Raw genomic sequence first — 23,546 nt, forward strand, 5'->3', positions numbered from 1 at the left:
TTGCGGGACGAACAGGAAGTAGAACGTCCGGAATCGGTCCTAGCCTGGCGTCCTGCCCGAGTCTCGCGGGCAGGACGCCGCCGTGACACGCTGAGGAAAGAGAACCGATCATGGACATCCTGCTCATCGCCGGACTGTGGCTCGACGGGTCCGCGTGGAACGGCGTCGTGCCCGAACTCGAGGCGCTCGGCCACCGCCCCGTACCCGTCACCCTGCCCGGGCAGGGCGACGGGTCCGCCTCGGCCACGCTGGACGACCAGGTGGCGGCCGTTCTCTCCGCCGTGGACGCGGCGTCCGGAAGGCCCATGGTGGTGGGGCATTCCGCCGCCTGCACCCTGGCCTGGCTGGCTGCCGACGCGCGTCCGGAGCGGGTCGCCAAGGTCGCGCTCGTCGGCGGCTTCCCGGCCGCCGACGGCCGGCCCTACGCCGACTTCTTCGAACTGGAGGACGGCGCCATGCCCTTCCCCGGCTGGGCTCCGTTCGAAGGGCCGGACTCCGCCGACCTCGGCGAGGAGGCCCGCCGGGACTTCGCGGCCGCGGCGATCCCCGTCCCCGCGGGGGTGGCCGAGGGCGTGGTGCGCCTGACGGACGAGCGGCGGTTCGACGTCCCCGTCCTCGTCGTGTGCCCCGAGTTCACCCCCGCCCAGGCTCGGGAGTGGATCGCCGCCGGTGACGTGCCCGAGCTGGCCAAGGCCGGGCACGTCGACTTCGCGGACATCGACTCGGGCCACTGGCCCATGATCACTCAGCCGGCCGGGCTCGCCCGGCTGCTGGCCGCGGCGACCCCTGAGCCCTGACCTGCGGCCCCCCGGTCCCGCCGTCGTCCGGGGAGGAGTCGCCGGGGGAGGAGTCGTCCAGGGCGAAGGAGAGGTAGCGGTCGGCGGAGCGGCGGACGGCCTCGGTGCCGTCGGTGCGCACGACCCGCTTCCACCAGCCCCCGTAGACGCGCTCGAACGGGTACGGCTCCAGCAGCGACAGGGCGCGGCGGACCGTCCGGGGGCGCTCGGGGATGAGGTTCGGATAGCTGTACATGAAGCTCACCCAGCGGCGGTCGGCGACCACCTGGAGGATGTCGCCGGACAGCAGCGCGCCCCCGCCGTCCCCGCCGTCGCGCCAGTGCAGCACCTGGCCGCCGGCGAAGTGCACGCCCGCGTTGACCAGCGTCAGCCCGTCGAGGATCTCGCAGGTGTCGCCCTCCCAGAACACCACCGAGTCGTCCGGCCGGGCCACCCACTCCCGGTCGGCGGCATGGATGTGGACCGGCGCGTCGAAGGCGTGCGCCCACTCGACCATCGAGCCGTAGAAGTGCGGGTGGCTGATCGCGATCGCGTCGATCCCGCCGAGCTCGCGGACCTCCCGGATCACGTCGTCGTCGAGGTGGCTGACCATGTCCCACAGCACGTTCCCGGCGGGCGTGCGGACCAGCAGGGCCCGCTGGCCGATGGCGGTGGCGGGGTCGGTGCCGATGCCGACCACCCCGGGGCCCTCCTCGGCGGCCTTCAGCCGGTGCCCGGCGGCGCGCAGTCCGTTCAGGGAGGTCCAGCGCTGGCCCTCCCAGCCGACGTACTGCCGCTCGTCCTCGCAGATCGGGCAGTTCTCGCGCGGGGCGCCGTACTGGACCCCGCAGGTCACGCAGATGGGCAGATCGTTCACGGCGCCTCCCCGGCCGGATGCACGACGGTCGCCTGGCCATGATCCCAGGCGGGCGCGCGGGCCACGGGCCGGCCGGCCGGTGATACGGCCATGTCGCGGATCGCGGATCGCGGATCGCGGATCGCGGATCGCGGGTTACGGGCCGGTCGGCCGTCCGGGCATGCCGCGGATCGTGGGGCGGACCGGTCGGTCGCGCGGGCATGCCGCGGACCGCGGGCTACCGACCGGTCAGCCGCCCGGACACGCCGCGGATCGCGTTCTGCAGCCCGGCGTCGCCCGGCACCTCCTGGACGAAGTACCACCAGAAGCCGCCGCCCAGGCTCCACTCGTAGCCGAGCGCGGCCGCATAGTAGTGCCCGGCCAGCGCCCGCCGGGCCGCCGCGGTGTCGGCGGCGTCGAACGCCCAGTACGCCTTGGTGGTGTCCGCGCTCCAGTAGCCGAGCTCCCCGAGCGCGATCCGCTGCTCCGGGAACTCGGCGTGCAGGGCGTTCATCACCTGGTCGAAGGCCAGCCCCAGCGGCGCGTCCTCGGCGTAGACCGAGAGCGCCACCACGTCGACGTCCTTCCGCACCGAGGCGGGCAGGTTCTCGCGGGCCCAGGTGAAGACGGACCACCGGGCGGCGTCGGTGCCCAGCTGCCAGTAGAGCGTCACGACGACCTTCGCCTGCGGCCGGGCCGCGCGCACGTAGGCGGCCGCGTCGGCGACCTTGTTCGTGATCCGGTCGTCGTCCGCCACCGGCCGCTGGCCCCGGCAGCCGCCGTCCACCCAGCAGCCGTTGACCTCGTTCCCCACCTCCCACGCCTCGATCTCCGGGTAGGCGTCGACGTAGGCCTTCATCCGGGCCAGGTAGGCGGCGCGGGTGTTCTCCCGGGCGAAGGCCGAGTCCAGCGGCTGGCCGAGCACCCTCAGCCCGGCGGCGCGGGCGGCCCGCACCGCGGCCCGGTAGTGCTCGGGGTCGCCCCGGTCCTCGTCCGGCTCGAAGACGATCCGCACCCAGCCGTCCGGCCCGGTCAGCCAGCGCGCCAGCTCCGGCCGCCCGCGGTGCCCGGCGACCTCGGTCACGGTCAGGCCCGTCCAGGTCTCGGCGCCGCGCGCCGCCGCGGAGGCGGGGCCGTACTCGCTGAGCATCAGGTCGTTCGCGGTGTGCAGGGCGTCCAGTGCGCGCTGGCCGTACCGGCCCCGCTCGGCGTCGGAGGCGGCGGCGCGGGCCCGGTCCAGCTCGGCGGCGGCCGCGGCGTAGGCGCGCTCGAACTCCGCCGAGCGCCGGTAGCCGCCCCGTACGGCCAGCGCCGCGTCGAGCCTGCGCCGGGCGTCGAGCGCCGCCTGGAGGTTGAAGACGACGGTCCTGCGGCCGGTGAAACCGGTCCCGCCATTGTCCACGACCACGGTGGAGTAACCGCGCGAGGTCGGCCAGTTGACGGCGAAGGCCACCGCCCGGTCCGGGACGTCGAACCGCCAGCGGCCGGGCGAGCCCTCGGCGTACAGCGGCCACTCCCGCACGACCTCGAGGGTCGCCGGGTCGAGCAGTGCGTCGCTGTCGGAGCCGCCGCTGCCGTGCATCACCTTCTTGACGGCCTCGCCGGTCAGCTCGGTGCCCTTGCCTGCCGCGTCGTAGAACTTCAGGACGACGGCTTCGTCACCGGCGCGGGTGAACACGACCACCCCCGCGAGAAGGAGCAGGGCGAGCAGGGCGAGCAGGAGCGGGCGCGGCCGGGACCGCCGCGCGCCTGCGCCCGCTCGGCGGCGGTGCCGGGGCACGCGGGAGGCTTCCGGGGCCTGCTCGCGGCAGGCGGCGGGATGCGGGGAGCGGTGTTCGCGCATGCACTTCTGTTCAGGGATCGGTGGTTATCGATGCATGTTATGCGTAGATGGCGATTCATCCTATTTATAACTTTCATCCCAATCGATGGGCTCCGGTGGCACGGTCGGCGGTACGAGGCGGGCGAGGTCGTGACGGCCGTCGGCGTCGGCAGCGGGTGCGTTCCGAATCCGGATGGAACCCAGGAAAATAATGTATTTAATTCTTTATAGCTAAGATATGGAAAATTTATTCATATATGGTAAGATTTTGAATTTATATGTTCTTTTTGTCTAGCATCGTCGTTCCCAGCACCGAGAGAGGAACGACGGTTCATGTACGAAGCACAGCCGAGCCAGACCGCGATGATGGCGGCGGCGGCCCGCGCGGCCCACCTCGTGGTGGACCAGGAGCCCTTCATCTTCCGCGACACCGAGGCCGCGTCCCTGCTCGGCCCGCTCGCCGAGGAGATCATCGGCTACCACCGGGCGTACGGCGACCACCTCATCCTGGCGGGCACCCGCGCCCAGGTGACGGCGCGCAGCCACTACACCGAACGCCGCCTGGCCGAGCTGGCCCGCGGCGGCCTGGAGCAGTACGTGGTGCTCGGCGCCGGCCTCGACACCTTCGCCCAGCGCTCCGGACCGGCGGGCCGGGTGGCGGTCTTCGAGGTGGACCACCCCGCCACGCAGCAGTGGAAGCGGGGGCTGTTCTCGGCCGCGGGGATCGACCGCGCGGAGGGAACGTTCGTGCCGGTGGACTTCGAGACCGGTGATCCGGTGACCGGTCTGGTCTCCGCGGGCTTCGATCCGTCCAGGCCGGCTCTGGTGAGCTGGCTGGGGGTGTCCATGTACCTCACCCGGGACGCGATCGAGGCCACCCTGGCCGCCGTCGGCCGCTTCGCCCCCGGCACGGAGCTGGTCATGGAGTACGCCCTGCCCCCGGCCCTGCGCGACGAGCGGGGCGGCGCCTACGCGGACTTCGCCCTCCCCGCCGCCGCCGAGCGCGGCGAGCCCTGGCTGTCCTTCTTCGCCCCCGGCGACCTGTCGGCCGCACTGGACCGGCACGGTCTCGCGACGGCCGGGCACGTACGGCAGGCCGACAGCGTCGACCCCGCGCTCTGGCGCCGCTCCGACGCCCTGCGTCCGGCCGACCTGTGCCGGCTGGTCCGGGCGACCGTACCCGCCCGCTGAGCCCCCGGCGTCCCCTGATCGGCGCGGCCTGCCAGGGGGCGAATGGTTGAGGTTCAGCACCGTCGGATCGTCCGGGCCGGCGCGACGCGCCAGGATCGCTCCCACCGCCGTCGCCACGGTGAGCACTCCGGCCGTTCCCGCCCCTGCCGTTCGGCGAAGACGACGTCGAGCACACGCCGCGCGACGAAGCTCCTGACGGGCGAGGAGTCCCAGCAGTCGCGCACCGCCACCGGCCGCACGTTCGTGACGAGCGAGTCGGCGACGCGATCGGGGAACTCGTTTCGACGGCCGCGGAGATCGCCGGCGCCTGCCGATGATCTCCGCCTAAAAGGTCAGCATCCCGGCTCGCGTGCCGAACCTGGGTGAGGAACTCCGTCGCGAGGTGCGGAGACCGCAGGCGGGAGCCCGCGCGGTCGCCTCCGCGGGGCCGCGGCCGGACGCGGCGCACGGGAAAGCGGTGAGGGTGAGGGGGAGTCGTTGCTGACGTTGCTCTTCGCGCTGTCGGCGGTGGTGGCCTGTGCGATCGCGGTGGTCGGGTGGCGGCGGCGGCACGTGACCCCCGCGGTCGGCACGCTGGCGGTCGTGGCGGCGGGCATCGCGGTCTGGTCGGTGATGAGCTGCTTCGGGTACGTGACCGGCGGCTCCGCTGCTCCCGTGCTGCGGGCGGCCGTCGGCTTCCTCGCGGTGTGCGTCGTCACGGCGGGCTTCTACTGCCTGTCGCTGGCCGCGGTGGACCGCACCTGGCGGTTGCCCCGCCGCCTGGCCCTGTGGCTGGCGATCGAGCCCGCCCTCGTCCTGGCCGCCGTCCTCAGCGACCCCTGGCACCGGCTGTTCCTGGTGGTCCCGGATCCGGCCCGGCCGTACGACGAGCTCTGGCTGGGGCCGCTGTTCTGGGCGCACACCGCCTACAGCTACGTCCTGTGCAACGCCGCGGCGGCGCGCCTGGCGCGGGCGTGGCGGCGGGGGCCGCGTGCCCAGCGCCCGCTGTACGGCGTCACCCTGCTCAGCACGGTCCCCCCGGCGGTCGCCAACATCATCAGCCTGCTGGGGCTCACGGATCCGATGGACGTGACCCCGGTCGGGTTCTGCCTCACCACCGTCCTGGTCTACTGGGCCCTGGCTCGCCGCTCGCTGCACGAGCTGGTGACGGTGGAGCGCACCTACGTCTACGAGATGATCAGTGACGTGGTCATGACGCTGGACTCCTCCGGCCGCGCCCTGGACCTCAACCCGGCGGCCGAGCGGCTGGTCCGCCGTCTCGCCCCGGACCTGCCCGCTCAGCTGGCCGGGCTGCCGGTCCTCGACCTCCTCCACGACGTGCCGCTCGTCGACCGGGCACGGGACGCCTCCGGTACGGCCGACCGGCGGGGGACGGCGGGAGCGGACCGCCCGCCCGCGGCGACGGGGACGCCCCGCAGAGGGCAGACCGCAGCCGCCCTCTTCCCGGCCGGCCGGACGGAGGCGAACTACACGATGACCGACGCGCAGGGTCGTACGGTGGACTTGGACGTCCGCGTCAGCGCCCTGCGCGGCGGCCGGGACGAACCGGTGGGCTGGGTGCTCGTGGGCCGTGACGTGACCGCCCTCAACACCCAGCGCCGGGCCCTGTACGAGGCCAACGACCGGCTGCGCGAGCAGGTCACCACCATCGAGGCGCAGCGCCGGGCCCTGTACGAGGCCAACGACCGGCTGCGCGAGCAGGTCACCACCATCGAGGCGCAGCGCCGGGCCCTGTACGAGGCCAACGACCGGTTGCGCGAGCAGGTCACCACCATCGAGGCGCTGCGGGCCGATCTGGCCGAGCAGGCCGTACGCGACCCCCTCACCGGGCTGTACAACCGGCGCCACCTGATGGAGACCCTGTCCCACCGGATGCGCCTGGCCGCGGCCGGCGGCACCCCGCTGAGCGTGGCCCTGCTGGACATCGACCACTTCAAGCAGATCAACGACCGGTGCGGCCACGGCGTCGGCGACCAGGTGCTGACCTGGTTCGCCGACCTGGTGGGCTCGCGCATCGGCGTCGACGACGTGGTGGCCCGCTACGGCGGTGAGGAGTTCGTGGTGCTGCTGGCGGGCGCCACCGGTGAGCAGGCGGTGGAGCGCATGGAAGGGATCCGGGAGCAGGTGGCGGCCGGGCGCCCGCCGACCGGCGGGCACAGGCCCGCGGTGACCTTCAGCGCCGGGGTGGCGGCGTTCACCGGGCGGCAGGAGCCGCAGGAACTGCTGCACGCGGCCGACGAGGCCCTGTACGCGGCCAAGCGGCAGGGCCGCAACCGGGTGCTGCGGGCTCCGGTCCGGCGGGAGGAGCGGAAGCCGGGTTCCGGCACGGCCGCGGCCTGAGCCTGCCGCCCCGGGCCTCCGCACGGGAGGCCCGGGGCGGTCGGGTCAGTGGACCTGCTCGCCGCCCACGAAGGTCATGGCGGCCCTCGTGCGCCAGATGTCCTCCTGCGGCCCGGCGAACGGGTCGCGGTCCAGCACCACGAGGTCGGCGCGGTTGCCGGCCGCGATCGCGCCCGCGTCGTCGTCGTGGTTGATCCACGCCGACCCGGCCGTGTAGGCGGTCAGCACGGTGGCCAGGTCGATCGCCTGCCCCGGCAGGAACGGCGTCTGCGCCGTCGGGTAGTCCGCGTGCACCGAGCCGCCCGGCTCGGTGCGGTTGACCGCCACGTGCATGCCCTGGAGCGGGTCGGCGTTGGAGACCGGCCAGTCGCTGCCCGCGCAGAAGCGGGTGCCCGCGCGCAGCAGGTCGGCGAAGGGGTACTGCCAGGACGAGCGCTCCTCGCCCAGGAACGGGATGGTCAGCTCGTCCATCTGCGCGTGGTGGGTGGCCCACAGCGGCTGCAGGTTGGCCGTGACGCCGAGCCGGGCGAAGCGCGGCACGTCGGCCGGGGTGACGATCTGCAGGTGCGCGATGTGGTGGCGGTTGACCGGGTCGGTGCCCTCCAGCGCGTCCAGCGCCTCGCGCACGGCCCGCTCGCCGATCGCGTGGAAGTGCACCTGGAAGCCGTGCCGGTCCAGCTCGGCGACGTACCCCTTCAGCGCCTCGGGGTCGACGTAGGACAGGCCCGTCCCGCCGCAGCGGCAGTAGGGCTCGATCACCGCGGCGGTGAAGTTCTCGGTGATGCCGTCCTGCATGATCTTCACCGAGCCGGCCCGGAACGTCTCCAGGCCCTCGGCGGCCTTGCGGCGCTCCAGCAGCTCCCCGATCTGCTCGGCACCGCGCGCCCGGTCCCACCAGAGCGCGCCGGTCACGCGGGCCTTGAGCCTCCCGGAGGAAGCGGCGGAGACGTAGGTGGGCAGCTGGTCGTCCGAACCGGCGTAGGAGCCGACGATGGCGTCCTGCCAGCCGGTGATCCCCAGGGAGAACAGGTGGGACTGGGCGTCCAGCAGCGCCTCCAGCAGGTCCTGCTCGGTCGGCCGCGGGGCGAGCAGGCCCACCAGGTCCATCGCGCCCTCGTGCAGCACGCCGCTCGGCGCGCCGTCGGCGTCGCGCTCGATCCGGCCGTCGGCCGGGTCGGGGGTGTCGCGGGTGATCCCGGCGATCTCCAGGGCCCGGCCGTTCACCCAGGCGGCGTGGTGGTCGCGCTGGATCAGGTAGACGGGCCGGTCGAGGAAGTCGAGCTGCGAGCGGTGCGGCAGGCCGCCGGGGAAGGCCGACATGTCCCAGCCGCCGCCGTCGATCCACTCCCGGTCGGGATGGGCGGCGGCGTAGCCGGCGACCTTCTCCAGGTACTCCGGCAGTCCGTAGACCGCCGACAGGTCGCACCTGGCCCGCTCCAGCCCGGCCTGGACCGGGTGCATGTGGGCGTCGGTGATCCCCGGGACCAGCAGGCCGCCGCCCAGGTCGACGGTCTCGCAGCGGGGGGCGGCCAGCCGCGCCAGCTCGGCCTCGGCGCCGACGGCGGCGATCCGCCCGTCGCGGACCAGCACGGCCTCGGCGAAGGAGCCGGCGGCCAGGAAGGCGCGCCCGCCCCGGAAGAGCAGGTCCGTCATGCGTTGATCCTCTCTGGATCTGCGGTCGTCGTGTCTGCGGTCGTCGTGTCTGGGGCCGTCGTGTCAGCGGCCGGTGATGGAGTCGGCCAGCCGGGCCAGCACGGAGGTGCGGCCGAGCCCGGCCCGCTCCCGGGCGTCGGCCCGGCGGTACAGGTCGTACATGGCGTGCACCCCGATCCAGCGCAGCGGTTCGATCTCCCAGCTTCGCACCCTGCGGTCCACCCAGGGCAGGGAGACCAGTTCGGTCTCCTCGCGCAGGACCAGATCCCGCAGGGTACGGCCGGCGAGGTTGGCCGCGGACACCCCGTGGCCGGTGTAACCGCCCGCCCAGCCGATCCCGGTGGCGTGGTCCACGTGCACGGTCGCGCACCAGTCGCGCGGCACCCCCAGCACCCCCGACCAGGCGTGGGCCACGCGCGAGGCCCGCACCGCGGGGAACATCTGCGTCAGCAGCTCCCACAGGGCCTCGACCGTCCAGGCGTGCGTGCGCCCCCGGTCGTCCACCCGCGAGCCGTACAGGTACGGCTTGCCGCGACCGCCGAACGCGATCCGCCCGTCGGCGGTCCGCTGCGCGTACATGTAGTAGTGGGCCAGGTCGCCGAGGAGCTCGCAGCCCTCCCAGCCGATCTCGTCCCACAGCTCGCCCAGCGGCTCGGTGACGATCATCGAGCTGTTCATCGGCAGCCAGGCCCGGTGGTACTGCCGCATCTCCGCGGTGAACCCCTCGGTGGCCCGGATGACGTAGTCGGCGCGGACCGTCCCGTACGGCGTGCGCGCCGTGCGCGGCGCGATCCCGCTCACCGGGGTGCGTTCGAAGACCTCCACCCCGAGCCCCCGGACGGTCTCCGCCAGGCCGCGGACCAGCCTGGCCGGCTGGACCCTGGCGCAGTGCGGGCTCCAGACCGCGCCGACCGCCCCGCCGACCCGCAGGCGGCGCTCCCGCTCCTCCGGCTCCAGCAGCCGCAGGTCGTCCTCGGTCCAGCCCCAGTGGCGCGCGTGGGCGACCAGCTCGTGCAGGCGCCGCTCCTGGGCGGCGTTGGTGGCGACGGTGGTGACGCCGCCCTTGACGACGTCGGCGTCGATCCGCTCGTCCCGGGCCACGGCGACGACCTCGTCGACCGTCTCGAACATCACCCGCTGGAAGCGCCGGGCCGCGTCGTCCCCGTGCGTGCGCGCGTAGCGCTCGGGGGTCCCGGCCAGCTCGCCGACCAGCCAGCCGCCGTTGCGCCCGGACGCGCCGTACCCGGCGAACTCCTTCTCCAGCACGACGACGCGCAGGGCCGGGTCGGCCTTCTTCAGGTAGTACGCGGTCCACAGCCCGGTGTAGCCGGCGCCGACGATCACCACGTCGGCGTCGCGGTCGCCGTCGAGGGGCTTTCCCGCCTCCGGGGCGCCGAGGGAGCGGAACCAGAAAGAGACGTCACCGTTGACGAAGTCATCCGAAAGAGGGACACGCGTACTCATGGCCCAATATCCTGCTATATCCGTCAGTCGAGCCGTGCGTTCCGACGGAAACCGTTGCGCAACCGCGTCATGAGTGATCTTTGTCGATGTAACGGGCACCTCACCCGCGCGTAGCAGCGCTGTAACGGGACTCCGTCAGGCTCTGTGCCAGACGGAGGGAGCGTTCCGATGGGGTTCTTGCGGATTCGTACGACGGTGGACGAGCGGCCGGGACGGCTGGCGTCGCTGGCCGCCGCGCTCGCGGAGAAGGGCGGCAACATCCTCGGCCTGAGCGTCCACCCCGATGCCGACGGCACGGTGGACGAGTTCGTCGCCGAGATCCCGGCGGCTCCCGAGGCGGTGCGGGAGGCGCTGGAGGCGGCCGGCGGGCGGCGGGTCCAGGTCGTGCCCGCCGGCGCCCACGAGCTGACCGACGAGCCCACCCGGGCCCTGCTGCTCGCCTCCCGGCTGCGGACCACGCCCTGGCGCCTGCCGGAGCTGCTCAAGGAGCTGCTGCGCGCGGACGACGCCCGCTGGGTCTACGGTTCCGATATGAGTGACCTGCCCGATCCGACCCTCCTCACCCTGCCCGTGGCCGACCGCCGGGCGATCCGGGTGCGCCGCGGCGACCTGCCGTTCACGCTGACCGAGGCCGCCCGCGCCGCCTCGTTCGTCCGGCTGGCCCAGCCCCCGGCCGAGGAGATCGACCCGGCCGAGCGGTCCGTCAAGCTGGCCGACGGCACCGAGACCGAGGTGCGGCCGCTCACCCGCGTCTACCGCGAGGCCGTGCGCGACCTGCACGACCGCTGCTCGCCGGAGAGCCGCCGCTTCCGCTACTTCACCGCGATGCCCACGCTGCCCGAGCGCGTCTTCGACCGGCTCTGCGACCGGGAGCGCGGCCACTCGATCGTCGCCGGGCGCGACGGGCAGGTGGTCGCGCTGGCCAGCCTGGTGTTCACCCCCGACCCGGGGATCGCCGAGCTGGCCTTCCTGGTCGAGGACCGCTGGCAGGGCAGGGGACTGGGCGCCGCCCTGGCCCGGATGCTCGTCGCGGAGGCCCGCGACCTGGGCTTCGCCGAGGTGAAGGCGACGCTGCTCTCCGACAACGTGCGGATGCGCAGGCTCCTGGTCTCGCTCGGCGCGACGCTCGGCTACACCGACGACCCCGGCGTGGTGGAGGCCAGGCTGGCCCTAGGCGTGATGGCGACGGCGTCCCCGAGCTGAACCCATCACCCGGTCCCCCTGGTTCGAAGGGAGCTCAGGGCCTTTCGAACCGGGGGGATCACCCCTCCCGCCCGGCGGCCCCGGCCTCCGGCTCCTCCGCTCCGGCCTGCGTCGGCTCCGCCGCGGGCCGTGCCGCCGCCGGGCCGTCCGGCGCCTGCGGGGCGCCCGGGACATCGGGTGCCTGCGGGGCGCCCAGGGCGTCCAGCCGGCGTTCGATCCGGTCCAGGCTCTCCTGGATCCGGTCCAGCTTCCCGCCCAGTGACGGCCCCAGCCCGGTGAGCATCTCCTCTGCGGTGACCAGCCGGCCCCGGTCCCCGCCCCGGCCGTCGAGCACCGCGACCACATGGGCGCGCACGGCCTCCAGCCGCGCCCCCCGCTTGGTCAGCACCTGCGCCGCGAGCCCCTCGCCCTCGCGGATCAGGCCCAGCAGGATGTGCTCGGTGCCGATGTAGGCGTGGCGCAGGTCGAGCGCCTCCCGCAGCGACAGCTCCAGCACCTTCTTGGCGCGAGGAGTGAACGGGACGTGCCCGGGCGGCGGGGCCGAACCCTGGCCGATGATCTTCTCGATGTCGCTGCGGACCTGCTCCAGGCCGATGCCGAAGGACTGCAGCGCGCGGGCCGCGACGCCGTCCTCCTCCCCGAGCAGGCCGAGCAGGACGTGCTCGGTGCCGATGTGGTCGTGGCTGAGCCGCCGGGCCTCCTCCTGGGCCAGGACCACGACGCGGCGGGCACGGTCGGTGAAGCGCTCGAACACGAAGGGCCTCCGATGGGGCGTCGAGTTGCTCTTGACCCCACTATGCGCCAGGCCCTCCGGTCAGCGGGAGGACATATCTCCACAGATCTCCGGCGGACTCCGCGCACCGGCCCAGGGCCCACGAAGCCGCGCCGGCCGTCCTCAGGGGGTCCAGTGCGGGTCGCGGCCCAGGTGGCGCAGCAGGGCGGCGACCTCGTCGTCGCCGGGCTCGGGGGCCAGCGCGGCGGCGTAGGCGAAACCGCGCACCGGCTCGGCGGTCTCCCGTGCCACCACCAGCAGCTCCAGCGCCAGCTGCGGGGTGAGCGGGGACGGCCGACCGGTGGCGACCGCGATGTCCCAGGCGTGCACGGCCGCGTCGAGCGCGCACGCGCCCGCGCCCAGCCAGGGCGCCATCTTGTTCGGCGGCATCGGCACGGGCACCTCGGCGGCGTCCCTGTCGACCGCCGCCCACGCCTTGGCCGAGCGCTCCATGGCGGCCTCCACGTGGGCCAGCGGCTCGCCGCTCAGTGAGCCGGACGGCGCGAAGGGGTTCTCCTCCGGGCCGGGCTCTCCGGTAAGGAAGGCGGCGTAGGCGACCTGGTCGCCCGCGGCGTGCTGGATCACCTGGGTGACGTTCCAGTCGGTGCAGGGGGTGGGCAGCTCCATGGCGTCGGCGGGAAGGCCGGCCACGACCGTGCGGAGGGCGTCGTGCGAGGCGTCGAGCAGAATCCAACCGGAGTTCATCTCATGTCCTTTCGTCTCCTCCAGCATATCGGAATGGAATGCTTTATTCCACTCTTCGGATGGGTGAACGGAGGACGGACCGAGTGGGCCGGTAGGGGTGACGCTCCGAACCGAGGGCTGGTCCGACGCCGTCGCTGGAGGTCCCGGCGCAGGCCCTCCAGTGACGAGCGCTCGACGCCGTCCCGGCGACCTGTGTGCAGCAGACGGCCGCCACTGACGAGCAATGAAATTTGACATTCTCATGTGAGATTGAGGTCCGATCTCTACCCGGCGTCGTCCCGGCTGCCTAAGGTCGGCCGCATGACGATCCACGACTTCATCGACGCGCTGCCCAAGGCCGAGCTCCACGTCCACCTCGTCGGCTCGGCCTCGGTGTCCACGGTCCTCGAACTGTCCCGCCGCCACCCCGGCGGCGGGGTGCCGACCACCGAGGAGGAGCTGCGGGCGTTCTACCGGTTCCGGGACTTCGCCGAGTTCGCCGTCGCCTACGGCGCGGTCAACGCCCTGGTCCGCGAGCCCGAGGACGTGGCCACCCTGGTCACGGGCCTGGCGCGGGACCTGGCCGCGCAGAACGGGCGCTACGTGGAGGTGACCGTAACGCCGTACGCCCACCACGTCGTCGGGATGCCGCCCGGGGAGGTCACCGAGGCGCTGGACCTCGCCGCCCGGCGGTCCCTGGACGAGCACGGCGTCCGGGTCGGCTACATCTTCGACATCCCCGGCGAGTACGGCGCCGAGGCCGCCCGGGTCACCCTGGACCACGCTCTGCAGGAACCTCCCCAGGCATTGGTAGCTTTCGGCCTGGCCGGGATCGAGCAGGAGAGGATCCACCACCGCGACGCCTTCCGGGACGCCTTCCGCGCGGCCACGGCCGCCGGTCTGCGCAGCGTGCCGCACGCGGGGGAGATGACCGGCCCCGAGACGATCTGGGAGGTCGTCGACCACCTCGGCGCCGAGCGGATCGGGCATGGCATCTCCTGCCTGGACGACCCCCGCCTCGTCGACCGGCTGCGCGATGAGCGGATCTGGCTGGACGTCTGCCCCACCTCCAACGTCCGCACCGGCCAGGTCGCCCGGATCGAGGACCACCCGCTCCCGCGTCTGCTGGCCGAGGGCCTGTCCGTCACGCTGGGCAGCGACGACCCGCCGATGTTCGCCACCACACTGACGAACGAGTACCGCGTCGCCGCCGACGTCTTCGGCCTCGACCGCCCGGCCCTGGCGGCCCTGGCCCGCAACGCCGTCACCGCCTCCTGCCTCGACCCCGCGGCCAAGCGCTCCCTGACCGCCGAGATCGACGCCCTGCTCTGAGGGCGCCCGGCGGGACGGTCTCCGCCGCGCGTCCGGACCGGTCTCCGGCCTCGCCGGCGGACCCGGGGCCTGCCGGGGCGCTGCGGACCCGGCCGGCTCCGCGGGGTCGCCGAGCCCCTCAAGCGCCGAGCGCGGACAGGACGGCCTGCAGGTCCCAGTAGGCGCGCAGCGAGACGATCCGCCCGTCGCCTCCGGTCCGGTAGACGAAGACGCCGTCGTAGGCGGCGGAGCCGCCGGTGGGGAAGCGGACGGAGACCGAGGCGACGACCGCCGCCTCGTCGCCCGCCGGGTGCACCGCGGCGATCTCGAAGCGCACCTCGTTGGCGGCGACGGTGAGCTCCCAGAAGCGTTCGAGGGCGGCCGTCCCCCGCAGTCCGGTGCCGTCGGGGTCCAGGGGAGAGCCGCCGACCGGGTCGTGGAGCACGGCCTCGGGCGCGTAGCAGGCGAGCCAGGCGTCCCGGTCGCCGGCGCCGACCGCGCCCATCGCGGTGAGCGCGGCGGCGACCGCCGGGCGGGTGGTGTCCATCGGGTGCCTCCTCGGGGCTCTTCTGCTTGACGCGTGTCAAGCTAGAGCTATGCTTGACACATGTCAAGCACGCGATCGCGCATCCTGGAGACCGCCCGGCGGCTCATCACCGAGCAGGGCCCCCGGGCCTCGATGGCCGACGTGGCCCGCGCGGCCGGGATCTCCCGGCAGGCGGTCTACCTCCACTTCGCTTCCCGGGCGAGCCTGCTCGTGGCCGTCGTGCGGGACATGGACGAGCGCGACGGGATCCGCGCGCACTGCGAGAAGGCGCTGACCGGAGAGGAGCCCGTCGAGGCGTTCCGCGCCTTCCTGCGCGTCTGGCTGCGCTACGCGGCGGTGATCCATCCGGTGGCCTCGGTGCTGCTGGCCTCCCGCCGTGACGACCCCGACGCCGCCGCGGCCTGGAACGACCGGATGGGCGAGCTCCACGAGGGGTTCCTCCTCGCCGCGCGCCGGCTGGGAACCACCGGGCGGCTGAGGCCCGGCCTGGTTCCGGACGTCGCCGCCGACCTGGCGTGGGCGATGACCTCGGTCCCCGTCTGGGAGCAGCTGACGACCGACCGGGGCAGGAGCGCCGACGAAGTCGAGGAGCACCTGGCCGGCGCCGTGATCGCCGCCCTCACCGGCGACCCGCCGCCGGAGCCCGCCCGCGCGTGAGTGCCACCCGTGCCTGAGCGCCACCGGTGCCTGGAGGTCGCCCGTGTCCGGGGGGCCATCCATGTCTGAGTGCCGCCCAGGCCCGAGCGCCGTACCCGGCCCGGCAGCACCCGGCGCTACCCGGTCCGTCCGTCCTCGGTCGCCCAGCCGGCGCACTCGCCCAGGTAGGCGCTCAGGTGCTCGGCCGCGAAGCGGCCGGCGTCCCAGTCCTCGGCGGACGCCGCCGACGGGTCGGCGCTGATGTAGGCCCGGCCCCGGCGTCCGTCCGTCAGCACGACCGGCCGCAGGTCGTACAGCGGGCCCTCGTACTCGTCCAGGACGCGCCACTCGCCGGCGGTCAGGCCGGTGAGCAGCAGCCCGCGCGCCGTACCCGTCTCGGCGGGCACGAGCACCGGGTAGACGTGACCGGGCAGGCGGGCGGCCCGCCACCCGGCGACGACGGCCGGGGCACTTTCCGGAACCCGGCCGAGCAGCGCCCGCAGCACCTCGGGGAACATCAGCGTCCCGTAGACGAACAGCGCCCCCTCCTCCGCCGGTCCCGCGCCGTCCGGGGCCGTCCGCCGTACGGCTCCCGTGTCGTCCACGCCCACCCGCGCCTCCCCGCGTCCGCCGCCGACCGGCATCATAGGTCCCGCTCCGCGGATCGGCGGACGCCGGGATCAGGAGAAGCCGCCGGCCCGGCAGGGCGGCCTCCCGCACCACGGCGACCGGTCCGTGCGGGCGGTGACGGGCCCGAGGTGATCGAGGACGGACCGGAGACGGTCGCGACCGGTCCGTGCGGGCGGTGACGGGCCCGAGGTGATCGAGGACGGACCGGAGACGGTCGCGACCGGTCCGTGCGGGCGGTGACGGGCCCGGCGGGAGGGCCGCGACCGTGACCGGGCTCGCTCAAGCGCCGGCGGCGCCTCGGAGCAGTGAGCGGAGGATCTCCGCCGAGTGGGTCCACAGCAGCGAGCCGCCCGCCTCGGGGACGACGTGGCGGCGGGCGGTGGGGATGCGGCGGGCCAGGGTGGCGCCGAGGTCGGGGGAGTGGACCGGGCTGGTGTCGTGCGGGCCGTACCAGAGGTCGACCGGGACGGCGACGTCCGCGGGGTCGAACGGCCAGCGGCCCGAGGCCAGGACGGTGTCGCGGGCGTACCCGGCGGGTCCCTGGGAGAACGCCTCGGCCATGGCCCGGCGGTAGGCCCGCTCGAACGGCGGCTGCAGGTAGACCTCGCGGTCGACGGTGGAAGCGCCCGCGATGGCGATCTGCCACATCGTCTCGGGGTCGCCGAAACCGGCGAAGGACGCCTCCGCGGCGGCGGGATCACTCGCCACGGCGTCCACCATGCCCCGGACCTGGGGGATCAGCGCGTCGGCGAACCCGGGCGCGGCCAGCTCGTCGGTGCCGGAGACGATCGCCGCGGACGTGGCGAGCCCCGCCGCCGCGCACGCCAGGGCGAAGGGCGCGCCCTGCGAGTAGCCGACGACCGCCAGACCGTCCAGCCTGCGGTCCACGGAGAGGTGGCGCACGTCGTCCGCCCAGTCCTGCAGCGTCCGGCCGGGGGCGGGATCGGAGGCGCCGAGGCCGGGGCGGTCCACCGAGACGAGGCGGACCCCGAGGTCGTCCAGCACGTCCGCGCCGAACCCCAGCCACCGGCTCGTGGCCGCTCCCGGGCAGAGCAGCACCGGTGCCCCGCCCGTCGGCCCCCACTCGGCCCAGCCCAGTGACCGGCCGCCGGGAAGCCTGCTCCGTCCCAGCCGCTCCGGCTCCGTGATTCTCACATCCATGACCGAAATGATGCCTAAATCACGAGATATTGTGCATCCGAATTTCCGTCCCGAGGTCGGGCCCGCGCCCCGCCGCCGATCCAGCGGCGGCTACAGCGCCGAGACCGCCTACGCCCCGGACGTGCGGGCTCCGGCCGGGTTCAGGCCGTGACGGAGGATCCGGGCGCCGCGGTGTAGTCGGGCAGCTCGACGTCCGTGGCGAACCAGTCGGTCGCCTTCAGCATCATGCGCAGCAGGAAGCGGTGCCGGAACATGCGGTTGCGCATGCCGATCCCCCGGCGCGTCGCCGGCGCGAGGAAGGACCCGGCGCTGGCGCTCCGGGCCACCTTGGCGTAGCGGTGGAGCACCTCCTCGTACCGCCGGAACGCCGTGCGGTGGTCGCCGCCCGCCGCGATCAGCTCGCCGGCCAGCACGTACGCCCCCACGACGGCCAGTCCGGTGCCGAAGCCGCCCAGGGTGTTGCCGTAGGCGGCGTCGCCGAGCAGCACCACCCGCCCCTCGGCGTAGCGGTCGATCTCGACCTTGCTGATCGAGTCGAGGTAGAGGTCGCGGGCGCCCGGCAGCGCGGCGAGCAGTTCCGGGACCCGCCAGCCCGCGCCCCGGTAGACCTCGGCCAGGATCCGCTTCTGCGCCTCGGTGTCGTAGCGGTCGTAGTCGAGCGGCCCGGAGGCGAAGACGAAGAACGCGGGAGACTTGGAGCCGCCGAGAGCGGCCATCCGGCCCGGCTCGTTGTACATCGCGCCGCCGGAACCGGTGCCGGGATCGAGGCCGGCGCCGAGGTCGGCCAGCGCGTAATAGTGACCGAGGAAGCGCACGTAGTCCGATTCGGGGCCGAAGGCCAGCCGCCGCACGTTGGAGTGGATGCCGTCCGCGCCGACGACGAGGTCGAAGGTGCGCGGCGCGCCCCGCTCGAAGGTCACGTGCACGCCGCCGGCCGCCTCGGTCAGCGACGTGATGGAGTCACCGAAGACGTACTCGCAGTCCGCCGCGGTCCGCTCGTACAGCAGGGCGGCGAGGTCGCCGCGGAGGATCTCGAGGTCGCCGCCGGTGAACTCGCCCGGGATGACCGCCAGCGTACGGCCGTCCGCGTCGACGACGGTCTGGTCGGTGCCGCCGGTCTCGCGCCGCCGCACCTCCGCCAGGATGCCCATGCGCTCCAGCACGGTCAGGTGGGCCGACCCCTTGAAGTCGACGGCCTGGCCGCCCGCCCGGAGCGCGGGCGCCTTCTCGACGACGGTGACGGCGCAGCCGTGACGGCTCAGCCAGTGGGCGAGCGCGGGGCCGGCGATGCTCGCGCCGGAGATGAGGACGTTGCTGTTCTTCATGCCCCGAAGCATCGCCGGGACCATCGACAACCCGTCGACGGCCCGCTGACACCCGCCGGCCCGCACCGCCGGGCGCTGTCAGCCGGCCGGGCCGCCGGCCTTCTGGTACGGCAGAGCCTCCTCCGCCGCGGTCAGCGCTTCCTCCTTCAGCACGCTCAGCGCCGCCTCGTGGCTCAGTGCGGCCCCGCGGGAGAATTCCGCCGCGAACGCCTCCGCGCCGGTGAGGCGGCGCGCGGCCTCGGCGGTCCTGGCGGCGTCGCGGTCACCGGCGAGGACCGTCCCGCGCAACGCCACCGCCACGCCCAGCAGCAGCGCCGCCCGCCCGCCCGCGTCCTCCAGCAGCGCCGCCCGCCCGCCCGTATCCTCCAGCAGCGCGGCCCCGGCCAGCCCTTCGGCGGCGTCGGCGAGGTCCACCGGCAGCGACGAGTCCAGTGCGCAGGTCACCGCCCACCGGTGGCGGAGCCGGGCCTCGGCGGGCTTGCCTTCGGCCGAGGCCAGCCGCCCCAGCGCGGTGAGCACCCGCGCCCGCGTCCCCTCGGCGCCGAACAGCCCGGTCTCCGCGCTCCGCAGCGCCGCTTCGAGCAGGCGGCGGGCCTCCGCCAGGTCACCCTCGAACCGTGCGATCTCCCCCAGTCCCAGCAGGATCGCGGCGGGCACGTCCGGTCGGCCCGCCGCGCGGGCGAGCTCCGCGGCCCGCCGGTAGTCGCCGACGGCACCGGCCGGATCGCCCGAACGGACCAGGGCCTCGGCCCGGTGCCTCAGCACGTCGGCGCTCTCCTCGCCGGCGCCGAGCTGCTCCAGCAGCTCCAGGGACTCCCGCCACAGGTCGCCGGCGCGGGCCCACTCGCCGCGCCGGCCCGCGCACAGGGCGAGCGAGTCCAGGCACTGGGCCGTCCCCCAGCGTTCTCCCAGGGAGCGGAAGACCGCCGCCGTCTCCTCCAGTTCCCGCTCGCCCCGGTCCGGATCACCGCCCAGCAGCGCCAGCAGGGCCCGGCCCAGCCGTCCCAGGGCGAGCCCCCACGGATCGGCGCCGAGCACCCGGTCGGCCTCGGGCCCCATCGGCCCGGTCGGCCCGGCGGTCATGCCCCACAGGGCGGCGGTGAACGGATTGCGCAGCGGCCGGTCCCGCGCCCTCATGACGGCGGCGGCTCGCTCCCGGTGCTCCGGCTGCACCCGGGGCAGGGCGTGCGCCACGCACATGACGTACTCCTCCTCCAGTCCGGCCGGGGGGCCGTCGATCCCGGCGAGGAGCCCGGTCGCCGCCTCCACCACGTGGCCGCGCCGTCCGCTCAGCCAGGAGTACGCCGCCAGCGCGGAGATCAGCCGCAGCGCCGTCTCCGGTTCGCCGCGCACGGCCCAGCGGAGCGCGGCCGCCAGGTCGGCGTGGTCCGCGGAGAGCCGGGCCAGCCACCGCAGCTGCCCGGCCCCGCGCAGGTGCGGGTCGGCGCGCTGCGCCAGACCGAGGAAGAACCGGGCGTGGGCGGCGTGCAGCCGCTCCGGTTCCCCGGCCTCGTCCAGCCGCTCGGCGCAGAACAACCGGATCGTGCTCAGCATTCGGTAGCGGTCGCCGTCCCGCTCGACCAGCGACCTGTCCACCAGGTCGGCCAGCGTCCCGGCGGCGTCGGCCACCCCGCACACCGCCTCGACCGCCTCCAGGGACACGCCTCCCGCGAACACGGCGAACCGCCTGGCCACGACCTGCTCCTCCGGGGTGAGCAGGCCCCAGCTCCACTCCACCGCCGCGCGCAGCGTGCGGTGCCGGGCCGCCGCCGTACGGTCGCCCCGCGACAGCAACCGGAACCTCCCGTGCTCGGCCAGGCGGGCGGCGACCTGCTCGGCGGTGAACGACCGCAGCCGCGCCGCCGCCAGCTCCAGGGCCAGGGGCAACCCGTCCAGCGCAGCGCAGATCCGCACGACCGCCTCCACGGTGTCCGGGCCGATCTCGAAGCCGGGCCGCACGGCCGCCGCCCGGTCGGCGAAGAGCCGCACCGCGGGATGGGCCGCCGCGACGGCCGGCGAGGACCCGGGCGGCGGTACGGCCAGCGGCGCCAGCGGCACCAGCACCTCACCGGTGAGGCCGAGAGGCTCGCGGCCGGTGGCCAGGACGCTCACCCCGGGGCAGGCGTCCAGCAGTCTGCGGACCAGCCCGGCGGCGGAGGCGACCACGTGCTCGCAGTTGTCCAGGACGAGCAGGAGCTCCTGCCCGGTGAGCGCCGTGACCAGGCGCTCGGCGGGGTCGGACGCGTCGAGCGGCCGCAGGCCGACCTCCCGGAGGCCGAGGGCGCCGAGCACCGCCTGCGGCACCTGGTCGCCGCCGTCGAGCGAGGACAGGTCGGCGAAGCACACCCGGCGCCGCTCGCGCCCGGCCGCCTCGACGGCCAGCCGGGTCTTGCCGATGCCACCGGGACCGGTGATCGTGACCAGCCGGGAGCCGCGGAGCGCGGCGATCCGCTCCAGTTCCCGCTCCCGGCCCACGAGACCGGTGAGCGGGGCGGGAGGTCCCCGCCGCGCCGCCGGTGCGGGTTCCTCGGCGCGCAGCACGGCCAGATGCGCCGCGGCCAACTCGGGGGAGGGGTCGGCGCCGAGCTCCTCGGCGAGCACCCGCCGGGTCTCGGCGAACGCCGCCAGCGCCTCGCCCCGCCGTCCCTCCGCGTGCAGGGCCCGCACCAGCTGCCCGGCGAACCGCTCCCGCAGCGGGTGCCCGGCCACCAGCCGGCGCAGCTCCGCCACGGACGTGCCCCCGGGGAGGGCGAGCTCCGCTTCGACGAGGTCCTCGGTCGCCGCCAGCCGGAGCTCCTCCAGCAGGGCCGCCCGCGCCCGCCCGGAGGGCAGGTCGGCCAGGGCCGGTCCGCGCCACAGGCGGAGCGCCTCCCGCAGCGGGCCGGTCACGGCCTCGGGCCGGCCGGCCGTCAGCGCTCGCCGCCCCGCGCGGGCGAGGTCCTGGAACCGGTGGGCGTCGACGTCGCCGGGATCGACCGCGAGCCGGTAGCCGCCGCTGCCGTGGAACTCCAGCAGCCCGGCGGGCAGGGCGCGGCGCAGCCGGGAGACCTGGGCCTGCACCGCGCCCACCGCGTCGGCCGGAGGGGCCTCGCCGTACTGGCCGTCGATCAGCTCGTCCAGCCCGACCGCCCGGCCCGCGTCGAGCAGCAGCATCACGAGCAGCGCCCGCGACCGGGGCCCGCCCACGGAGACCGCCGCACCGTCGGGAGAGCGCACCTCGAGGGGGCCGAGAATGGCGAACCGCATACCGCGATCATCCCGCACCTCCCCGGTGGAGCGAGGCCCGCCGGCTCCCCCAGGTCCGCCCCCGGGTCCCTCAGGGAGAGGAGAGCCGGCTCAGGGAGGCGGGGATCTTCGACGCGGAGGCGCGGTCCAGCAGGAACAGGGTGCGCCGCCGCCCCCGGGCCCCGGCCGCCGGGACCTGCACCGGTCCCGAGTCGTCCGACAGCGCCAGCCGTACGGCCCCCGCCTTGTCCGCGCCCGCCGCGACCACCCACACCTCGCGCGCGCCCTGGATGACCGGCATCGTCAGCGAGATCCGGGTGGGCGGCGGCTTGGGGGAGCCGTGCACGGCGACCGCCGGCCGGGTGTCGTACAGCGCGGGCATCCCGGGGAACAGCGACGCCACGTGCGAGTCCGGGCCCATGCCCAGCAGCAGCACGTCGAAGGAGGGCGCCGGGCCGTGGTCCTCGTGCCGGGCGGCGCGGCTCAGCTCCTCGGCGTAGGCGTCCGCCGACTCCTCGGCGGTCATGCCGGAGTCGGGGCCGCGCATCACGTGCACGCGCGCCGGGTCGACGTCGACGTGGTCCAGCAGCGCCTTGCGGGCACCGGTCTCGTTGCGGTCGGGGTCACCGGAGGGCAGGAAGCGCTCGTCGCCCCACCAGATGTCCAGGTTGCGCCAGTCGACGGCGTCGCGGGCCGGGCTGGCGGCGATCTCGGCCAGGGTGGCGATGCCCACGGTGCCGCCGGTCAGGACCAGGGAGGCCGAGCCCTTGGCCGACTGCGCGTCGACCAGGCGGGTGATCACCCGGGCGGCGACGGCCTTGGCCAGCATGTCGGCGTCGCGGTGGACGACGACGTTGGGAACACTCACAGCGCGCTCTCTCTGACTCGTGGAATCGGAAGACCCGCGGGGTCTCGGCGGGACCGGAGGGCCCGGAAGACCCACGGGAGCCTCGAAGGACTCGAAGGACTCGGAGGGTCCGGGGCCGGAACGCCCCGGCGGGAGGGCGCCCCGCGGACCTGCCGCGGGACGCCCTCCGTCACGACTTGCTCGTGCGGGCGACCCGCCGGACCGCGGCCTCGTAGACCTCGTCCGGGTCCAGGCGGCGCAGCTCCTCGGCGAGCAGCTCCGCCGTCGGACGCCGGGTCAGGGCCACCTGGCGGTCCGGCTGCCCCGGGCGGGACAGCGTGGCCAGCCGCGCGTCGGAGCGGGTGATGACGATGTCGCCCTCGGCGGTGGTCAGCTTGACCGTGGTCAGGCCGGGGCCGCCGGACTCCGCCACCTTCACCGGGACGCCCAGCCGCTCACCGAGCCAGGCGGCCAGCAGCGGGGCGCTGGAGTGGTCGGGCGAGGCCTCCACCACGCCCTTCCTGACCTTGCCCACCGGCTGGTCGAACGCGGCGGCCAGCAGGCTCCGCCAGGGCGTCAGCCGGGTCCACGCCAGGTCGGTGTCGCCCGGCACGTAGCTCCGGGCCCGGCTCGCGATCGCCCGCACCGACGGCGTCGCCGCACGGGCGTCGACGATCCGGCGCTGGGCGAGCGCCCCCACCGGGTCCTCGGCCGGGACCTCCGGGGACTCCTTCGGCCACCAGGCGACCACCGGCGTGTCGGTGAGCAGCAGAGGGCTGACCACCGAGTCGGCGTGCCGGGTCAGCTCGCCGTACAGCCGGAGCAGTATCACCTCGCCCGGCGTGCTCTCCCCGACCCGCAGCTCCGCGTCCAGCCGGTTCGGCTCGGTCTCGTCGCGGGTGATGACGACCAGGATCCGCGAGGGGTGCTCGCGGGCGGCCTCGGTCGCGGCGCGCACCGCGTCGTACTGACTGCCCTCGTCGCAGACCACCACCAGGGTCAGCACCATGCCGACCGCCGGGCTGCCCAGCTGGTGGCGGAGGTGGGTGAGCTGGGAGGAGATCTTCGACGCGGTCGTGTCGGTGAGCATGAAGCTCGTCATC

The 23,546-nt window shown here is 74.7% G+C and carries 18 protein-coding genes and 1 pseudogene; 6 read left to right on the plus strand and 13 right to left on the minus strand.

The features are described from left to right. The first annotated feature begins 110 nt into the window (after positions 1-110). Complete coding sequence (locus tag IEZ07_RS13140) at positions 111-797, plus strand: alpha/beta fold hydrolase (protein ID WP_191895017.1); 687 nt, start codon at positions 111-113, stop codon at positions 795-797. On the opposite strand, the gene IEZ07_RS13145 is transcribed toward IEZ07_RS13140, so the two are convergent. Together IEZ07_RS13145 and IEZ07_RS13150 are read right to left on the minus strand one after the other, a co-directional pair. Beyond that, on the minus strand, positions 742-1,653 hold the full coding sequence (locus tag IEZ07_RS13145; protein WP_204054345.1) for an MBL fold metallo-hydrolase: 912 nt from the start codon (positions 1,651-1,653) through the stop codon (positions 742-744). The genes IEZ07_RS13140 and IEZ07_RS13145 overlap by 56 nt on opposite strands. A gap of 217 nt (positions 1,654-1,870) precedes the next feature. Beyond that, on the minus strand, positions 1,871-3,475 hold the full coding sequence (locus tag IEZ07_RS13150) for a hypothetical protein (protein WP_191895018.1): 1,605 nt from the start codon (positions 3,473-3,475) through the stop codon (positions 1,871-1,873). A gap of 312 nt (positions 3,476-3,787) precedes the next feature. Between IEZ07_RS13150 and IEZ07_RS13155 the strand changes: the two genes are divergently transcribed. Both IEZ07_RS13155 and IEZ07_RS13160 read left to right on the plus strand, forming a co-directional pair. Further along, entirely contained in the window at positions 3,788-4,645 is an 858-nt protein-coding gene (locus tag IEZ07_RS13155) for a class I SAM-dependent methyltransferase (RefSeq protein ID WP_204054346.1), read from the plus strand. Positions 4,646-5,122: 477 nt separating this feature from the next. Then, a complete protein-coding gene (locus IEZ07_RS13160) occupies positions 5,123-6,985 on the plus strand; it encodes a histidine kinase N-terminal 7TM domain-containing diguanylate cyclase (RefSeq protein ID WP_191895019.1) in 1,863 nt (620 codons plus the stop codon). A gap of 45 nt (positions 6,986-7,030) precedes the next feature. Here IEZ07_RS13160 and IEZ07_RS13165 read toward each other — a convergent pair whose 3' ends face one another. Both IEZ07_RS13165 and IEZ07_RS13170 read right to left on the minus strand, forming a co-directional pair. Then, the gene (locus IEZ07_RS13165) at positions 7,031-8,638 is read right to left on the minus strand and encodes an amidohydrolase (protein ID WP_191895020.1); all 1,608 of its coding nucleotides are present in this window, start codon (positions 8,636-8,638) and stop codon (positions 7,031-7,033) included. A 63-nt stretch (positions 8,639-8,701) separates the two neighbouring features. Then, positions 8,702-10,102, minus strand: coding sequence for an NAD(P)/FAD-dependent oxidoreductase (locus tag IEZ07_RS13170; protein WP_191895021.1), 1,401 nt, complete (start codon positions 10,100-10,102; stop codon positions 8,702-8,704). 168 nt (positions 10,103-10,270) lie between these two features. On the opposite strand from IEZ07_RS13170, the gene IEZ07_RS13175 reads away from it, so the two are divergent. After that, positions 10,271-11,305 carry a GNAT family N-acetyltransferase gene (locus IEZ07_RS13175; protein ID WP_191895022.1) on the plus strand — a complete coding sequence of 345 codons (1,035 nt, stop codon included), beginning with the start codon at positions 10,271-10,273 and terminating at the stop codon, positions 11,303-11,305. A 339-nt stretch (positions 11,306-11,644) separates the two neighbouring features. On the opposite strand, the pseudogene IEZ07_RS35640 reads toward IEZ07_RS13175, so the two are convergent. Further along, positions 11,645-12,059 (minus strand): annotated as a pseudogene (locus IEZ07_RS35640) (Clp protease N-terminal domain-containing protein); the annotation flags it as partial. 141 nt (positions 12,060-12,200) lie between these two features. Next, entirely contained in the window at positions 12,201-12,782 is a 582-nt protein-coding gene (locus IEZ07_RS13185; protein WP_191895024.1) for a TIGR03086 family metal-binding protein, read from the minus strand. A 300-nt stretch (positions 12,783-13,082) separates the two neighbouring features. On the opposite strand from IEZ07_RS13185, the gene add reads away from it, so the two are divergent. After that, on the plus strand, positions 13,083-14,093 hold the full coding sequence (add, locus tag IEZ07_RS13190) for an adenosine deaminase (protein ID WP_191895025.1): 1,011 nt from the start codon (positions 13,083-13,085) through the stop codon (positions 14,091-14,093). A 118-nt stretch (positions 14,094-14,211) separates the two neighbouring features. On the opposite strand, the gene IEZ07_RS13195 is transcribed toward add, so the two are convergent. Next, positions 14,212-14,619 carry a nuclear transport factor 2 family protein gene (locus IEZ07_RS13195; RefSeq protein ID WP_204054348.1) on the minus strand — a complete coding sequence of 136 codons (408 nt, stop codon included), beginning with the start codon at positions 14,617-14,619 and terminating at the stop codon, positions 14,212-14,214. Between the two features lie 60 nt (positions 14,620-14,679). Here IEZ07_RS13195 and IEZ07_RS13200 point away from each other — a divergent pair, with 60 nt between their 5' ends. Continuing rightward, complete coding sequence (locus IEZ07_RS13200) at positions 14,680-15,276, plus strand: TetR/AcrR family transcriptional regulator (protein WP_191895026.1); 597 nt, start codon at positions 14,680-14,682, stop codon at positions 15,274-15,276. Between the two features lie 116 nt (positions 15,277-15,392). Here IEZ07_RS13200 and IEZ07_RS13205 read toward each other — a convergent pair whose 3' ends face one another. The 6 genes from IEZ07_RS13205 to IEZ07_RS13230 form a co-directional block, all read right to left on the minus strand. After that, positions 15,393-15,866 carry a gamma-glutamylcyclotransferase family protein gene (locus tag IEZ07_RS13205; protein ID WP_301549322.1) on the minus strand — a complete coding sequence of 158 codons (474 nt, stop codon included), beginning with the start codon at positions 15,864-15,866 and terminating at the stop codon, positions 15,393-15,395. Positions 15,867-16,164: 298 nt separating this feature from the next. Beyond that, a complete protein-coding gene (locus IEZ07_RS13210) occupies positions 16,165-17,046 on the minus strand; it encodes an alpha/beta fold hydrolase (protein ID WP_191895027.1) in 882 nt (293 codons plus the stop codon). Positions 17,047-17,186: 140 nt separating this feature from the next. Beyond that, positions 17,187-18,371: an FAD-dependent monooxygenase gene (locus IEZ07_RS13215; RefSeq protein ID WP_191895028.1), complete on the minus strand. Its 1,185-nt coding sequence runs from the start codon at positions 18,369-18,371 to the stop codon at positions 17,187-17,189. A 78-nt stretch (positions 18,372-18,449) separates the two neighbouring features. After that, positions 18,450-21,617 (minus strand): AfsR/SARP family transcriptional regulator, encoded by a 3,168-nt coding sequence (locus tag IEZ07_RS13220; protein ID WP_191895029.1) that lies wholly within the window; start codon positions 21,615-21,617, stop codon positions 18,450-18,452. A gap of 70 nt (positions 21,618-21,687) precedes the next feature. Next, positions 21,688-22,464 carry a 6-phosphogluconolactonase gene (gene pgl, locus IEZ07_RS13225; protein WP_191895030.1) on the minus strand — a complete coding sequence of 259 codons (777 nt, stop codon included), beginning with the start codon at positions 22,462-22,464 and terminating at the stop codon, positions 21,688-21,690. 169 nt (positions 22,465-22,633) lie between these two features. Beyond that, complete coding sequence (locus IEZ07_RS13230; protein WP_191895031.1) at positions 22,634-23,545, minus strand: glucose-6-phosphate dehydrogenase assembly protein OpcA; 912 nt, start codon at positions 23,543-23,545, stop codon at positions 22,634-22,636. Position 23,546: the final 1 nt, after the last annotated feature.

The organism is Planomonospora parontospora, from assembly GCA_014647935.1.
Classification (GTDB): Bacteria; Actinomycetota; Actinomycetes; order Streptosporangiales; family Streptosporangiaceae; genus Planomonospora; species Planomonospora parontospora.